This window comes from Blastopirellula marina, from assembly GCF_002967715.1.
Lineage (GTDB): Bacteria > Planctomycetota > Planctomycetia > Pirellulales > Pirellulaceae > Bremerella > Bremerella marina_B.
The window spans coordinates 144,772-160,628 of record NZ_PUIA01000074.1 but is presented as its reverse complement, the minus strand read 5'-3'; the positions used below and the strand labels follow the sequence as shown (position 1 = coordinate 160,628).

Annotated in this window: 9 protein-coding genes; 1 reads left to right on the top strand and 8 read right to left on the bottom strand. The window is 55.5% G+C overall.

Features of this window, described 5'->3' with window-relative positions; translation table 11 throughout:
* Positions 1 to 2: 2 nt before the first annotated feature.
* Positions 3 to 2,879, bottom strand: a complete 2,877-nt coding sequence (locus C5Y96_RS23070; protein ID WP_105358357.1) for a 2-oxoglutarate dehydrogenase E1 component — start codon at positions 2,877 to 2,879, stop codon at positions 3 to 5.
* Between the two features lie 799 nt (positions 2,880 to 3,678).
* Between C5Y96_RS23070 and C5Y96_RS23065 the strand changes: the two genes are divergently transcribed.
* Positions 3,679 to 4,722: a LacI family DNA-binding transcriptional regulator gene (locus tag C5Y96_RS23065; RefSeq protein WP_105358355.1), complete on the top strand. Its 1,044-nt coding sequence runs from the start codon at positions 3,679 to 3,681 to the stop codon at positions 4,720 to 4,722.
* A 30-nt stretch (positions 4,723 to 4,752) separates the two neighbouring features.
* On the opposite strand, the gene C5Y96_RS23060 is transcribed toward C5Y96_RS23065, so the two are convergent.
* From C5Y96_RS23060 to C5Y96_RS23030, 7 genes are all read right to left on the bottom strand, one after another.
* Positions 4,753 to 5,196, bottom strand: a complete 444-nt coding sequence (locus C5Y96_RS23060) for a GNAT family N-acetyltransferase (protein ID WP_105358353.1) — start codon at positions 5,194 to 5,196, stop codon at positions 4,753 to 4,755.
* A 52-nt stretch (positions 5,197 to 5,248) separates the two neighbouring features.
* Entirely contained in the window at positions 5,249 to 8,314 is a 3,066-nt protein-coding gene (locus C5Y96_RS23055; RefSeq protein ID WP_105358615.1) for an efflux RND transporter permease subunit, read from the bottom strand.
* A gap of 47 nt (positions 8,315 to 8,361) precedes the next feature.
* A complete protein-coding gene (locus C5Y96_RS23050; RefSeq protein WP_105358350.1) occupies positions 8,362 to 9,591 on the bottom strand; it encodes an efflux RND transporter periplasmic adaptor subunit in 1,230 nt (409 codons plus the stop codon).
* A complete protein-coding gene (locus C5Y96_RS23045) occupies positions 9,584 to 11,080 on the bottom strand; it encodes a TolC family protein (RefSeq protein ID WP_233199062.1) in 1,497 nt (498 codons plus the stop codon). Before C5Y96_RS23045 ends, C5Y96_RS23050 begins: the two co-directional genes overlap by 8 nt.
* Positions 11,081 to 11,209: 129 nt before the next feature.
* A complete protein-coding gene (locus C5Y96_RS23040) occupies positions 11,210 to 12,796 on the bottom strand; it encodes a glycosyl hydrolase (protein WP_105358348.1) in 1,587 nt (528 codons plus the stop codon).
* Positions 12,797 to 12,916: 120 nt separating this feature from the next.
* Positions 12,917 to 14,212: a glycosyltransferase family 4 protein gene (locus tag C5Y96_RS23035; RefSeq protein WP_105358347.1), complete on the bottom strand. Its 1,296-nt coding sequence runs from the start codon at positions 14,210 to 14,212 to the stop codon at positions 12,917 to 12,919.
* Positions 14,213 to 14,224: 12 nt separating this feature from the next.
* Positions 14,225 to 15,778 (bottom strand): oligosaccharide flippase family protein, encoded by a 1,554-nt coding sequence (locus C5Y96_RS23030; protein WP_105358346.1) that lies wholly within the window; start codon positions 15,776 to 15,778, stop codon positions 14,225 to 14,227.
* Positions 15,779 to 15,857 lie beyond the last annotated feature (79 nt).

Genomic DNA, 15,857 nt, shown 5'->3' with positions numbered 1-15,857 from the left:
TTCTAGGTATCGTTGAAGGCTCGTTCGAGAAGTTGTTGCTGCTCGAATTCATGAGCCGCTTTGGATCCGGTTGCCGGGCTGGAAGATGTCTCCCGGGCGATTACGGAGAGTGGGAATCGCTCGAACATACGATGCCCGTATCGTAATTTCCAGTAAGGCCACACGCCCATATTGTCGGGTTCTTCCTGGACCCAATACAAGGGGACGCCGTCTTCGTATTGGTCGAGGACAGCCTGAACGGTGTGATTCTTGAGCGGGTAAGGCTGCTCAACGCGAATAATCGCTACATCATGACGCTGATGCTCTTCACGATAGTGAGCCAGGTCGTAGTAAACCTTGCCGCTGCACATGATTACCCGAGTCGTCTTTTCAGGGTTCTCGCGGTTGTCTTTGATGATTCGCTCAAACTTGTTGCTGGCCAATTCTTCCAGCGAAGAAACGGCGGCCGGATGGCGCAACAGGCTCTTGGGGGTAAACAAAATTAACGGTTTCTTCCACGAACGCTTCATCTGACGGCGAAGTACGTGGAAGTATTGGGCTGGCGTCGTAGGAATGGCGACTTGGATATTGTCTTCCGCAGCCAACCAGAGGAAACGCTCCAGGCGAGCACTGGAGTGCTCAGGCCCCTGCCCTTCGTAGCCATGCGGCAACAGCAATACCAGACCGCTCAAGCGACGCCACTTGTCTTCGGCACTGGCCATGAACTGGTCGATAATCACCTGGGCAGCATTACTGAAGTCGCCGAACTGTGCTTCCCACGCCACCAGGGCGTTGGGATAGTCCAGGCTGTAACCGTAGTCGAAACCCAACACGCCTGCTTCGCTAAGCGGACTGTTGACGATCTCGACCGGCGCTTGCTTAGGCGAGAGATTCGAGAAAATGCTGTGCTCGTGGCCGTCGATAATATCGTGCAGCACCGAGTGACGTTGGTTGAACGTACCACGCTGGCAGTCTTGGCCGGAAAGACGAATGCGATGCCCTTCCATCGAAAGAGTGGCAAACGCCAACGCTTCCGCGGCTGCCCAGTCGAGCATTCGCTCGCCGTCGGCCATCTCTTTGCGCTGGTCGGCAATTCGGCTCAGCTTGCGGTTGCGGTGGAAATCTTCAGGCACGGTTGCCAACATCCGCAGAATCTCGGCCGAGCGATCGACCGGGATGCGTGTTTCGGGGCATTCGTCCGCTGGATCGTGCTCCGGATCTTCGGCCGTTGGCTCTAAGCCACCATCGAATTCTTCCCAAACACCTTCCGGACGACGCAGAGCGCGTTCCTTCATCTCCTGGGCGATGTCGTACTCGCCTTTGAGGAATTCCTGGTATTCGTCCGACATCTTATTGGCTTCATCGGTCGAAATCCGCTTCTGCTCAATCAGACGCTCCAGGTAGCTGTCGCGAATCGGCATTTGTTTGTCGATCGCTTTGTACATCATGGGCTGGGTGAAGCTCGGTTCGTCCGCTTCGTTGTGCCCCAGTCGACGATAGCACACCAGGTCGATGATTACGTCTCGCTGGAACTTTTCGCGGAAGTCCATCGCCATCGAAACTACATCAGCCACGGCTTCCGGATCGTCGCCGTTGACGTGGAAAATCGGAATCTGCAGCATGCGGGCGATATCGGTACAGTACCGTGTGCTACGCGATTGATCGACAGAGGTTGTGAAGCCAATCTGGTTGTTGACGATCACGTGGACCGTTCCACCAACCTTATAGCCTTCCAACTGGCTCAGGTTCAACGTTTCCTGGACGATTCCTTCGCCGATGAAGGCCGCGTCGCCGTGAATCAGGACAGCCATTCCCTTGCGACGTTGGATGTCGCCGGTACGATCCTGCTTTGCTCGCAGACGCCCAAGCACCACCGTGTTGATGAATTCCAGGTGGCTCGGATTGAACGATAGGGACAAGTGGACTTCGTGACCGGACGAGGTCACCTTGTCGACACTATTGCCCAAGTGATACTTCACGTCACCACCACCGATGAACTGGTGGAAGTCAACATCGTTGAACTGGGCGAATAGCTCTCGTGGTGCCTGGCCGATAATATTCGTGAGTACGTTCAGACGGCCACGATGGGGCATCCCCAAAACGACTTCGCGAACGTTATTGGATGCCGCACGTTCGACCAGTAGGTCGAGCATCGGAATCAGCATTTCCGAGCCAAACAGCGAGAACGTCTTGGCCCCGACATACTTTTTACGCACGAATTCTTCAAAAACAGTGGCTTCGGTCAGACGTTGCAGGATCTGCTTCTGGACGGTGTTGGGAAGCTCTTTGATGTGCGATTGACGCTCGATGCGATCAATCAGCCACTGTTGGACGTTTTGTTCGTCGATGTGCGTGAACTGATAGCCGATATGTTTGCAGTAGAGGCCATCGAGTCGCTGTACGAGTTCTCTTAGCGGAATCTGTTCGATCTGCTCGCCGCAGGTATAGTAAACCCGTTCATCGAGATCCGACTTCGAGAGGCCAAACGATTCGAGAGACAGAGGCGTCCGAATTTGCTTGTTAAGCTTCAGCGGGTCGAGCTGGGCGTTGTAGTGCCCACGCGACCGATAGCCTTGGACCAGCTGGTCGGCGCTGTACTGCACTTTCTGCAGCTTCACGTTCCCAGCCACGCTGGTGACCGACACGCCCGAATCGCCGCCAGATTCACGGAAGATGCTCCGAGGTTGGAACGAAGGAGCACGCGATCCCAACTCCGAGGCAGAAATGCCGTTTTCTGTGGCTTGCTTGTCAAAGAAATCTCGCCAGTTCTCGGGCACACCACTGGGGTCGTCCAAGTACTTTAGCAGCAATTGCTCGACATAGCTGGCGTTGTAACATGCTAAGTCGATGTCTTCTGCCGACTCAGCAGTGGCCTGCCTGGGTGAACTTTCGGAAATCATTTTTTCGCGATGCCTCTTGAACTTCTAGTTTTACGCGATTCTTCCATGGAGCACAGGTAGCTTAGGGACTGCATACCCTGACATTGCCAAGATTTTTATTTCTTCCGAACCGCTGGAATTGGTGAAATCGAACCTTGCCTGTTCCTGCCGGGTTCGGGCCACACAAAAGCTCGCTCGGTGGGAGTTGAAGAGGTCCTGCCAGAAGTTGCCATGAAGGGGTTCATCTTGGGGTACCCCGCATCCTTTGCCGGGGAGCCTAACCGCTATGTGATGAAAGGTGGGACCTAATAAGTATTCGAGAAAGCGAAATCCATCTATTAGGATTTCTGCCGCAATAAAAACGCATTAGCGTACAACGTGCCAACCTAATCGTCTATTTCAATTCTGCCGGTTGGGCCAATTTTGCTCAAAATGAAATGTAGTGTGGTTATATTTTGTGCGACGTCTCTCGATCGTCGGAAAGCTTTCTAACGAAATCGCTCGAAACACTGCCGCAAACACCACTCACTTTGGCATAACGTCGTAAACTGTAACGCAATTCTACCAAGAAGCATCAGGAGTCAACGTCGGGTGACTCGCCAGATTACTTGTTCGTTGGGAACCCGAAACCAGCGGCGAGTTAAGGCGATCAATCCAAAGCCGACATCTACTCCTACTGTGCGGAAAGTGCGAACTTTTGGATTTTGTACTTTTTCCTTGCTGGAAGGGTGGAAATACGATAAAAACTAGAGCATATCGCGGGATAGTATCTCAGGCACGCTTTCCACCCATTTGAAGTAATATAACAAGCGTAAAGACGATGGCAAAGAAGACCGGACGAACTGCGGTTCGCATGAAGGATGTTGCCGAGGTAGCAGGCGTTTCACGCATGGCCGCTTCCGCTGTGCTGATGGGTACCGGCAACGGGCGAATTCGTGTCTCGGAGGAGACGGCGGAAACCATCCGTAAAGCAGCCGCCGATCTAGGTTATCGTCCGAACATCGCTGCCCAGCAGTTAGCGGGAAAAAAGAGCAATGTCGTGGCGCTAGTCGTTCGTGAAACGCGTAACTTTCTTACACAGAAGGTCACCGCCGAACTGCAGCGCGAAGCTGAAGAGCATGGGCTGCGTCTTCTTTCGGTAGGATCGTTCCCCGATCTCGATGGCCTGAAGCGGGTTGTGCAAGATCTCGACGCCGGCTGGGTCGACGGTGTGATGTATCTGGCCTACGAAAACGAGGAGCAATGGGACGAAGTCGGGAAGCTATTTGAATCTCGGCAAAACGTGGTCACCGTGTTGGAAAACCTCGGGAGCGAGGGGACTTGCCGCGTCATTAGCGATGTCCGCACCGGGGCTAAGGAAACGATTGATCACCTGGTAGGCACAGGCCGAAAGAAGATTGCCCTGTTGACCGAGCAGCGGGAATCGCTGTCGATCCTCGACCGAATTGACGCTTATCGCGAGGCTTTGGCCGAACACGGCATGGAGCTTTCCGAAGAGCAGATCGTCGTCGATACCAAGGGGTGGTTGGTGAATGACCCAACAACTTACCCGCGATTCGACGAGATTTGCCGTCACCTGGTCGAAGTGGTCGGTGCCGACGCGATTATGTGCGATACCGACTTTAACGCGGTCGCTGTCTGCCGATCGCTACGTCGGCTAGAGATGGCCGTTCCTGGCAAGGTCGCCGTTATTGGCTGGCACGACCTTCAGTTCTCGTCGCTTTTAGACCCACCACTGACAACCGTTGCCCACGATTTGTCAGCCCTACTCAAAGCCGCCGTGAGTGTGATTCAATCGGAAGAAGAGAAAAAGCCGTCCGAGATCCTCGTTCCGACCAAGCTCAGAATTCGGCATACTTCCTGACACCAAGTTCCCGCTTCGTTGGACACTTGGTTAACCATGTCCAATAACGTTCGCTTCGCGCCCAAGAAGAAGGTACGTTCCCTGTTGGTCGAGCCCCGTTTCCAGCTTGTGCCAGCCACGCCGGCGATAGAAATCGAGAGCACGTCGGTTGACCGTCAGACACTTCAGTTTCCAGGGAAATGGAAGCCACTGGACTAGTGAATCGAGCAGTAGAGTGCCTACCCCCTGCCCTTGGTACCTACAGTCGACGAACAAGCAGTGAATAAAAGATTCAGGCTCCCAGACGGTCACCGCTCCGATCAACTGCCCCGTCTCAGAAACCGCCACGAAGACGCGTTCTCCCTCGGTTGTAATTGCAAAATCTGCATCTTGCCCTGAAGACACCGGAAGCCAGTCCGCACCACAGACGAACCGTTCGTACAGTGCTTGAAGTTCGGTCGAATCAGAGGGCTGGGAATCGCGGATGGTGATCATACTTGCCCAGAGAACTTCACTGGCAACCTGGTTCGCGGCAATTTAGCCGAATTCATGCTGAGGTCTTCTTGGCCGCAAAGCAATTGGTAATGTCTTCCAGAATCATGTACAGACACGGCACCAGTACCAGAATAATACCCGTCGAGAAGAGGATCCCGAAGCCCAGTGAAATAGCCATTGGAATGATGTACTGGGCTTGCAGGGAGGTCTCGAAGATCAGCGGAATGAGGCCGCCAAACGTCGTCGCCGTTGTCAGCATGATCGGCCGAAAGCGACGCAGTCCTGCTTGCGAGATGGCATTAAAAGCCGAGCTATCCCCCCGGTATCGATTTGCGTAGTCGATCATAATTAGCGAGTCATTGATCACCACCCCAGACAATGCAATCACCCCCATCAGGCTCACCAGCGAGATGTCGTAGCCCAGAATGATGTGCCCGATAATTGCTCCGACTATCCCAAAGGGAATCGCTACCAAGACGATCAGCGGCTGAACATAGCCGCGGAATGCGATCGCCAGCAAGGCGTAGATCACCCCGAGTGCCAGTAAAAACGATCCCCACAGCGAGGCCGTCGCCCGCCGCATTTCGGCATCGCTTCCTTCGAACGACCAGGTAATACCAGGGTAATCTTCGCGCAGTTGGGGAAGCTCCTCGGTCCTCAGCGCAGTGATTACCTGGGTAATAGCCCGTTTTGGCTCAACATCCATCGAAACGTTGATCACCCGCCGACCGTCACGTCGATTGATCGACGTGAACGCCTGGTTACGCTCGACATCGGCCACATCCAACAGTGGTACTTCGGTACCGCCAGGGGTCCGAATGACGAGGTCTTCCAGGTGATGGACATCCTCGCGCTGATCTTCAGGAAGTTTCACGCGGACTTCGATCTCGTTCGTGCCACGAAGCAGCCGTAGCGCCAGCGAACCGTAAAAGGCTCCTCGCAGTTGATCGCCGAGTTCTTCATCGGTAAGCCCCAGAGCTCGCCCTTCCGGCCGAAGCTTGAAGTCGAACTGCGACTTCCCCTTGTTGTAGTTGTCACTGACGTCGCGCGTATTGGCGAACTTCTTAACCCGCTCTACGAAGTCTTCGGCCGCTTTGCCCAAGACTTCCACGTCGCTATGGCTCAGGTCGACGCTTACATCTTGGCGGTGACCACCGGGGCCGCTTTCTGCTTCAAAGGTAACCTGCGATACCCCTGGCAAGTCGCCGATGGCATCTCGCCACAACGCGATCACTTCGTTGGCGGTCATGTCACGCTCGTCCGGTGGCTTCAAAACGATTTCCACGTCGATGAAGTTCTGCCCTCGCACGTTCGTCTTGATCCCTTCCGCGACCTCGTGCAGGTTATGTTCTTCAAACATGCGGATACTGGCCGCCGTGACAATCTCCGCGATTTCAGCTGCCTGGTCCTGGGTAGTACCAACTGGCATGCGAATGCCTGCTTCGATCTCGTCCGCTGAGACCTCCGGCATCAGGATCATGCCCATGTGGGCACTGGTCGCATAGCCGCCAATCACCAGGAACAGCCCCAATGCGGCAGTCGCTGTGACGTAGCGGTGGTGAAGACACAGGCTCAGGATCGGACCATAGATCATCTCGACGAATCGCTGAAAGCCACGCAAGAATGCCTGTTGGCATCCGTGCAGCCAAGCACCCAGTCCCCCCTTCTTTCGGCCTGCGGCTCGCGTATGAGCCAGGTGAGCCGGCAGAATAAACAGCGATTCCAACAGCGAAAGAGATAGGACAATGATCACCACAACGGGAAGCGGAGCCCAGAACTTACCGGTTTCCCCGGGGATGAACATCAGCGGAACGAACGCCACGATGTTGGTCAAAATGCTGAAGACTACTGGCCCTGACACTTCGCGCGTTCCTTCGATTGCAGCAGTTAAATAGCCGCAACCTTCCTGCCGCTTCTCGTAGACGTTTTCGCCCACCACCACGGCATCATCAACCACGATTCCCAGCACCACCAAAAAGCCGAACAGGGAAATCATGTTGATGCTGACGTCGACCACCGGTAGGAACAGGATCCCGCCGATAAACGACACCACCATTCCCATCATCACCCAAAAGGCGAGTCGCACTTCCAGGAACAGAGCGAGAATCACCAGCACGATAACCACGGCGATGACGGCGTTCTCCATCACCAGGTGCAAGCGTCGGCGGAATTCCTCGGCGTTGTTGCGGTCGATTCGCCACTGAACGCCAGGAGGCAAGACACTTTCAAACTCTTTCATCGAATCTTGCACCGCATTCGCGATATCAATCGGCGACTGCGCCCCGACGCGGAAGATATCGAGCTCGACCGAAGGAGTCTGGCTGAACTGCGAATGAAAACCGACTTCATCAAACCCGTCGCGAATGGTCGCGATGTCTTCCAGACGCACGACGGATCCGCCCCGGTTGGAGACGATCTCGATGTTGGCGAATTCGTCGGCCCACTGCTTGCGTGCCTTTACCCGCAGCAAGATCTCGCCAGCGCTGGTCGCGACCGAGCCAGCGGCTATGTCGGAACTGGAAACGCGAATCGTATTGGCCACGTCCGACAGCGTCAGGCCGTATTCACGCAGACGCTCGCGAGGGATCTCGATATGCGTGACGTACTCAGGCACACGCCGCAGTTCGACCTGGGTGATGTCGGGATGGGACTGAAGCTGGTCGCGCAGCTGCTCGGCCAGTTGTCGCAGGGTCCATATGTCGACCGGACCATAGAGCCCTACTTGCATGACTTCTCGTTGCCGCGATTGCAGGCGGACTTCTGGCTGATCGATTTGATCGGGAAAAGTCTGAATACGACTGACGGCTTGGTCGATATCCTGGAAGGCCTTCATCCGGTTCTCGCCGGACACCAGCTCGATCAACACTTCGCCGCGCCCTTCACGGGCCTGGCTGGTGATCTCTTGAATCCCCTCGACGCCGCGCACGGCTTCTTCGATGGGGCGCAAGATGCCTTGCTCGACTTCTTCTGGTGCCGCACCTGGATAACCGACATAGATCTCGACGACATCAAGTTGAAACTGCGGGAAGACCTCCTTCTGCATCACCATGGCGGTCCAGATGCCACCGACCAACAGGATGATCATCAGCAAGTTCGCAGCGATCGAATTACGTGCCATCCAACCGATGGCACCGTCTTTGGGGGTTTCTTGGTCTTTAGGTTCGCTCAATCGCGGGCCTCCTCACTCTGAGGTGCCGTCGACGAGTCGATCTTCTTAAGGCCGATGCCGGTCGCGACGGTGGCCAGCGTGGTTATTACCACCTCGTCCCCCGATTCAAGTCCCTCATCGATATACGCATAGGTAGCATCTCGAAAGACGACCGAAGCCTCGCGAATCTCAAGCTTGTTATCCTTCATCACCCAGACCGTATCTCGATTATGAACGTACTCGCGTTTCAGACGCACAACATCTTCAATCGGGCGGCCTTCTATGTGCGTTTCAATCAAGGTATCCAGAATGAGTGGCGGAACGTCCGACTTGAGCGCCAACGGATCGGCAACCACAATCAGCACCCGTGCGAGCCGTGTCTGCTGATCCAGGCTACCAATCATTCGTGAAACAGAAGCATACCGTTCGACACCGCTGGGCCACGTATCAGGATCACGTAGCGTTACCAGTGAGCTACGCCCGTCCTGTTCCGGAAATTGAATCCATTTCAAACTGCGGACCGGCACCGATGCCATGATCCAGTATTCATCAATCCCAACCAGCCGAGCCAGGTCGGCACCTGGTGAAACCTGGGAACCGACGTTGACCCTGCGATTGAGGATCTGAGAATCGAAGGGAGCCGCGATGCTGGTGCGTGTCAGGTCGAGCCGGGCACGTTCGATGGCCGCTTGGGCGGCGTTGACTTCGGCTTGAATCGATTCGACCTGTGGTTCTCGCAAAACGAGCGCCCGATTCGCCTCGTCGATGGTTCCCTCTAACAGGGCTAGTTCCTTCTTGGCCAGCGATTGTCGTCCCCGTTCGATCTCTAGCGAAGCCATGGCCTGTTGCAGTTCGCTCTCGCGAACGGAGATGGTGTTCTCGAAATCGGCAGGGTCAATCTGTAGTAGAAAGTCATCCTTCTTGACCATGCCGCCGGGAACGAATTTCGGGGAAATCGAAGTTACCTGACCGCTTACCCGCGGGCTTAAAGTGATCTCTTGGGCTGCCTGAACCGTCCCCAGGACGACAAGCGTCGGTGAATAGGTTCCCTTCTCGACCGTTACCGTTTCCACGATCGCCGCCGACTTGCGTGTCGCTTCGATCTGCTGCGCCTTGGGCTCGGTCTGATTGATCACAATGATCGCCGCTACGGATACCCCAAGGATTGTCAGGCAGACCATGGCTGTGCCCAGGAACTGCAGGACTTTCACGATGGTGGAAGGGGTTTTCGGCGGAGCGTCATTCATCGATGCCGTTCTCCATGGGTAGCTCCTCTACAATTACCGGTGGAGCCCCTTCAATGAGTTCGATGGGAACGCCGTCAATGTATTCCAAAGGGATACTTGCCAAGGGGTAAGTTTCTCGTGGGTCGAAATCACCTGCCAGGGCCAGGTATAGGGCGATGCGGTTAAGTATCAATTCTAGTCTTGCGGACAGAACGGTTCGCTGCAAGCTTTGTTCCTGCTGCATCGAGCTCAACACGTCCAGGTACTCCGTTTCGCCAATCAAGTATTGTTCGCGCAGCTGAAGCGAAGCCTGATGCGCGAGCTTGGCCTGTGTTTCCAGTTTCTCGATCCTCTGCAACTGATACCGTTCGCGGGTCAGCGCATTCTCGACCTCCTGATAAGCAATCAGGACCGTCTGAGAGAACTCGGTGAATCGCAAACGAACTGTCGCCACATTGCGATCGACTTCGGCCCGGCGCTGCCCCCCATCGATCAGCGGACCGATCAATTGCCCCGCTACGGAGAAGACCCACTCGCGAAAGAGATTCTCTGGGCTTTCGGCGACCGTGGTGAAGGACGCGGCCAGGTTTAGGCGAGGATACTGGGCACTGACAGCCGATGCCAAATCACGATCGGCGGCCCACAACGCGAGGAAGTCGCGACGAATATCGGGGCGGCGATTTAACAGTTCGGTCGGCAGGCCTGCTTCTGGCAAAGGGGGTAGCTCTGGCAGTTTCGATCCGGGCGAATAGCTTGCCTCTTGCGGCGGCTGGCCTTGCAGTACCGCCAAGAGATGCTCCAGCACTTCTATCCGAGATAGAACAACCACACGCTGTTCGCGCGTCGATTCCACGAGCTGGCGTTGTCGCAAGACGTCGGCACTGCGGATTTGCCCAAGTCCGAAGCGAGCCTCTTGCAGTTTGAGTCCGGTCAGGTTCGTTTGAATCTGTTCATCCAGCAGCTTGATCTGAGCATTCGCTTCGATCAACGCGAACCAAGTGCGGGCAACATCGGCAGAAAGAGTCAGCGCCACGACATTCAGGTCCGCTTCGGTTGCCGAGGCACGCAGCCATTGGGCATCGACTCGCGAGCCGATTTCGCCCCACAAGTCGACCTGGTACGAAGCATCGAGCCCCAGGATCCAGCGGGCCGTGTTCGGCGCGTCGGTGCGTACGGTGCTGTCGGTGGAGGCAACCCCGTTCACATCGGGTAGTAGATCGGAAGCTTCCCGCCGAGCAACCGCTTGAGCCTGAAGGATTCGCTGCATTGACCCTTCCAAGTCAAAATTCCCGCGTATTGCGAGATCGACTTGTTGGTTGAGTTCCTGGTCGTCGAAGGTGGTCCACCAGAAATCTCGTAGCGGAGCTTTACCACTTTCGGAAAATGGGGGAGGAGCTTGGGTCGGCAACGTCACGGCCGATTCTTTCCCCGCGCAGCCGACAATACAAAGCTGCAGCATCGATAGCAGCAACCCTACCGAGAGCCCGCAGGTTGGAAGGTGGGATTTCATCGGTTGAGATGTTAGCCCGCTAACTTGATCCAAGGCAAGACCAAATTAAGACTTACGTGCGGGCTAGCAGCCATGTGACAGCAAGCGATTCACGCCCAACCTGCCCCGCCTGAAGAGGTGCGCTGCTGGCTAACCGGTGACCAAATGATTGGCTGCCTGTTCAGGACTGTGCATGATTCGCAGGTCGACATCGTTGAGCCGCATCCTGGCGGACTCTAAGTAGACGCCGAACAACCCCGCCGAAAACGTTGGATCAGCAAGAGTTAGGATGATTCGGCCATTCACCGAGAACTCGATGTAGTGGCCAAACGCGATCAAGCAGATTTCCGCCTCGCCTGGTGTTTCGCTCCTCCAATTGCCACTTTGCAGGGCCTGGAACTGCATCATATGCTCGCCACTTCCGGGGGCACCGGTGTGCCAGGCTCGTAGTTGGGCCATTCCCTTGAGTAGGTCCAGCGACAAGTAATACCCATCCTGCGTTTCGGGATCGACTCGGAAAATAACTCCACACTTGCCAAGGCCATACAGGTCGATCTTGGCCGTGAACTTCGCCGATTCGATCGAACCATCGAACACATATGCCTGGAAGCCTGCTTCGCACCCCAGGTCGAGGTTATTGCCATCGATCGAGCAAAACTGTTTGCCGATACCTTGCTGAAGCTGGTGAATACAGCGGGTATCGACGCGTTCGCCGATGAACTCGTTCAGCCCCTCGAAGGTTGTTGTCCGCAACATTCCGTTCTCAGTCAGCTTCAGACGCTTTGGCGGAGGCATCAGGTTGCGAGCTGTTCGATCCGCACCACCCAGGGAAAAGAAATTCCACAGGAGCCAGCCTTTATCGTCGCGACAAACGCGACCTGCGTAGTTTCCTTGGGCGAGAAGGACATTGTCGTAATAACTTCGCCAGGGGTTACCAATCTTGTCGGTATGCCAGTAGCGAATCTTGGCGTCTTCGCGAATGCTGCCAATCAGGTAATACTCGTCGTCGAGCTTCAGCAAGTTAGGAACTTCGATATCGTCGTAGAGGCCTGGGTGATGGAGCGACGGCCTGGCCTCGAACTTTTCTGGGGCAACTTCTTCCATCACTCCGACGCATCCGCGGCGGACGATGGGGCCTTCTTTCATGCGGGCCGCCATGATCAACCAACCACGATCCCCTTCGTGGTAGTAATACGGGTCGCGAAAGCTAATCCAGCTGCGTCCCTCGTCCAGACGTGACTCGTAGAACTCGGAAGAAGCCTCCAGCGGAAGATGGCTATCAGGATCGATCATCGCGTGACGGCAACTATTGGACTGCTGCCGAGCAATTTCGCGAGCCTGAAGAACCTTGGGGGGATCGTTCTGCCCTCGATGATCCTCCCAATTCACCGGTCGTTTTTGCCAGTGGAACAGGTCATCGCTGACTGCCAGCCCGAGGCGTTGGATGTTGCCTTGCTCGCGACGTGACAGACCCGTGTAGAACATCCGCCACCGTCCCGGCTGATGGGGGTCGGGGGAAACGGCCATCGTCCACAGCATAAGGTCATCCCACGAGCCGGGATCGCCAATGAACAGCGCATTGTTCACGCGCCGCCAGTCGATGCCGTTGGTGCTGACCGCGTGTGCGATAAAATCATGGTTTGGCAGCACCAGATGAAACAGGTGATACAGTCCGTCGTGATAGACAATATCGACATCACCGATCGCCTTGCGGCTACCTTGGGTTTCCGTATACATGGTGCCGATCTCGTTCGCAGAGCCAAGTCATCCAGGCTGGCCCTAAACGTCGTAATGCCAGCTCCTTCTCGCAGCTTAAGGGATACGGCACCTCGCTGCGAGAGCAAATACGGTAGAAGCTTACGACGTAGCGATCGAACTCAAATGAAACTCCGAGATCAGCTTCTCGGCGTTCGTAATTAGGTTAAATTCCTGCTCGACACGGGCCCGACCGTTTTCGGCGAACTGGCGGCGTAGGCCTGCATCTTGATAAAGGGTCTTGATGCTGTCGACGATCGAATCGACGTCACGGGGGTTCGGCAGCAGGCCGCACTGACCACCGAGCAGTTCAGGAATCCCTGAAAGATTGCTGCCAATGCACGGCACGCCACTGGCCATGCCTTCCATAAGAACGACCGGAATGCCTTCGCGCTGGCCATTCTTGGTAAGCACGCTCGGTGTGACGAGGGCATCCGCTGCGGCCAGGTGATCGACAATCTGGTCTCGCGTCCGCGGACCCCAGAAGATGACGTGCTCTTCAATGCCAAGATCTTTGCATTGCGTCTGCAGCATCTCCATGTCGGCACCACCTCCGATGAACTGGCACTGCACATCGAACGCTTGCTCACGAAGTTTGGCACAGGCCTGAATCAGGTAAGTTTGTCCTTTGACCTCGTGAAGTGTTCCGATACAAAGCAGAACCATTGGGCCTGTTCCCTCATCAAAGCTCGTTGACGAAGTTCGAGGGGTGAACTTGGCTGTATCTACACCGCAATGAATCACATGCACCTTCGATGCGAACTGCTGGCCACACTCTTCCAAGATCAGATTTCGGTTGTAGTCAGAGATGCCAATCACGGACGACGCGTCAGCGACTTTCTCTAGCAGCATGTGACGATCGCAGTGAAGGTCCGTACCATGCGCGGTGAAGCTGTACGGAATGCCTGTTAGTCGGTGAATGATATAAGCCGTCGCTGCCGGGTGGCTGCAAAAATGGGCGTGGATATGCGTGACGCCGCGCCGCTGCATGTCTTTGGACATCCACACCGACTTGGGAAAGTAGAGCACGGCACCGGCAAGATAGCGGACGCTACCCAGGTTTGCTCGCACCAGCGTAAACCAGGTTGCCAAGTAGGTGCCTGGCATCTGCAGCAGGAATTGCAAGTTGGCCAGAACGATGGCAACCGATAGCCACGGCGAAAAGTGGGCTTTGGCCACGATCGGCTCGGCCTCTTTGTGCATTGTGGTGCACTTCTCGCGTCGCAGAGGATAGACCTCGACTGGAACGCCTACCCGCTGGGCCGCTAAGATCTCGTACAGCACGAAGGTTTCCGTCAGCTTCGGGAACCGCGACATAATGTAGGCAACCGGCGCATGGGTGACTTGTGCGTTTTCACAGGCGGTATCGGTTTGCGGTGATTCTTCTGCAATCGCCATACGAAACTTCTCTTAACCGGATTGTTCTGTGGTAAGCAGACGGCCCAAATAAGGAACCCGAGCTACCTCGGGAAAAACGTTCGCGACTTCCAAGTCTTCACGGCATAACCAGGCAAGCAGTAAGGATGTCGCCGCAAGCAGCACCGGCATCCAAACGGGAGCCACCAGAGCGCTGCCTGCTGCGCCCCAAAGTCCCCACGTCAGGATCCCGGCCAGTGAGTAGGCCCGAATCAGTCGCCAAGCCACAGGGTTCACGTCCACAGTCATGGCGACCGCGGCCATACAAGCGATGCCTTGAATACCAAACCCAATCAAAATCGCCCACGCTCCACCAACGGCTCCGAATGTGGGGACTAGCAAAAAGTTCGTACCGATGGCTCCGGCCAGGCTGATGACGTCGACCAGAATCAACATTCGCAGGCCACTCACAACACGGATCAATCGCAGGTTCATCCCGACGATCGTGTTGATAAAAAAGCCCAACGATAGAATCGCCAGCGTGGAGGCGGAGTCGGCATACTGGGCACCAAACAGCAATACGCACAACTGCTCAGGCATGAGAAAGCACGCCAGAAAGAGCGGGAAGGACAATACCGTGGTCCAGATGGTCGTTTTGCGGAACAGGTGATTCAGTGAATCAATTGCCCCTTCCGAAAATAAGCGGCCGGCACTGGGCATGAAAAGCATCGAAAATGTCGCGATGACAATGTCGTTCAATCTTGCGGCAGGAAAGACGGCCTGAAAACCGGCGACTTCACTTGGCGAGTGGAATATACCGATGATCAGCACGACCATCGCACCACGCATCAGAAACCCGACGTCACCGAAGATCAACGTCAGGCTGTAGCTAAACACTTCACGGGCCGTCGACTTCATATCGTGCCAGGTGACGCAAACAAAGTCATCCCGTTCGCGAATCAACGAGCGAACTAAAGTCACGTATATCAGAACACCGATCAGCGACGCAATCACTTGACCAGCAGCGAAGGCAAAGATCCCTCCGCCTGCCAATACGACGACAATGACGGCCAGCAACCGCAATAGCGGCCCAAGGATGTGCTGCCGGACAAATATTGCTCGTGGCTTGCCAAAGACTGAGAACAGCGAAGTGACGAAACAATCCAGGACAATGCAGGGGGTCATCCAGATCATGACCAACATCACATCCATCGAACGAGACGGGCTCGAGTAGATGTGCTCGAAACCCCAAGTCATGTAGACGACCACGATCGCCAACAACGAGCACAGAAAGGTCGACAGCGCCATGAGCTGCGCCGCCGCCGAGAACTTCCTCAGATCTCCCGTACTTTGATAACGGGGAAGTACACGCAAAGCGGTCTTGTCCATCCCAAACGCGGCAAAGACAGCAGCAACCGCGACAGCAGACAACGCCACCGAATAGACACCGAACTCGTCTTTGGAGAAGTATCGGACCGCAGCGAGCTGGATGGCGAAGTTCATTCCCAACGACAGACACCGCCCAGCAAACAGGAGCGAGGACCCTCGAATGCCTCGGGCGATCTCCCCGCTATTGGGGGTAGAGGGTGGTGTAGTGCTCTTGTTCATGAACTTGAAGAGTTGGATTTCCGTGCTGTCGAAAATGGATAACCGCTTCCCATTATGCTTCCCCCCTGCCTCGCCGAAG

Bases quoted from the DNA above. Each gene is read 5' to 3' on its own strand.
- C5Y96_RS23065 (WP_105358355.1), top strand. From the start codon at position 3,679: ATGGCAAAGAAGACCGGACGAACTGCGGTTCGCATGAAGGATGTTGCC.
- C5Y96_RS23055 (WP_105358615.1), bottom strand. From the start codon at position 8,314: ATGGCACGTAATTCGATCGCTGCGAACTTGCTGATGATCATCCTGTTG.
- C5Y96_RS23070 (WP_105358357.1), bottom strand. From the start codon at position 2,879: ATGATTTCCGAAAGTTCACCCAGGCAGGCCACTGCTGAGTCGGCAGAA.
- C5Y96_RS23045 (WP_233199062.1), bottom strand. From the start codon at position 11,080: ATGAAATCCCACCTTCCAACCTGCGGGCTCTCGGTAGGGTTGCTGCTA.
- C5Y96_RS23050 (WP_105358350.1), bottom strand. From the start codon at position 9,591: ATGAATGACGCTCCGCCGAAAACCCCTTCCACCATCGTGAAAGTCCTG.
- C5Y96_RS23060 (WP_105358353.1), bottom strand. From the start codon at position 5,196: ATGATCACCATCCGCGATTCCCAGCCCTCTGATTCGACCGAACTTCAA.
- C5Y96_RS23035 (WP_105358347.1), bottom strand. From the start codon at position 14,212: ATGGCGATTGCAGAAGAATCACCGCAAACCGATACCGCCTGTGAAAAC.
- C5Y96_RS23040 (WP_105358348.1), bottom strand. From the start codon at position 12,796: ATGTATACGGAAACCCAAGGTAGCCGCAAGGCGATCGGTGATGTCGAT.
- C5Y96_RS23030 (WP_105358346.1), bottom strand. From the start codon at position 15,778: ATGAACAAGAGCACTACACCACCCTCTACCCCCAATAGCGGGGAGATC.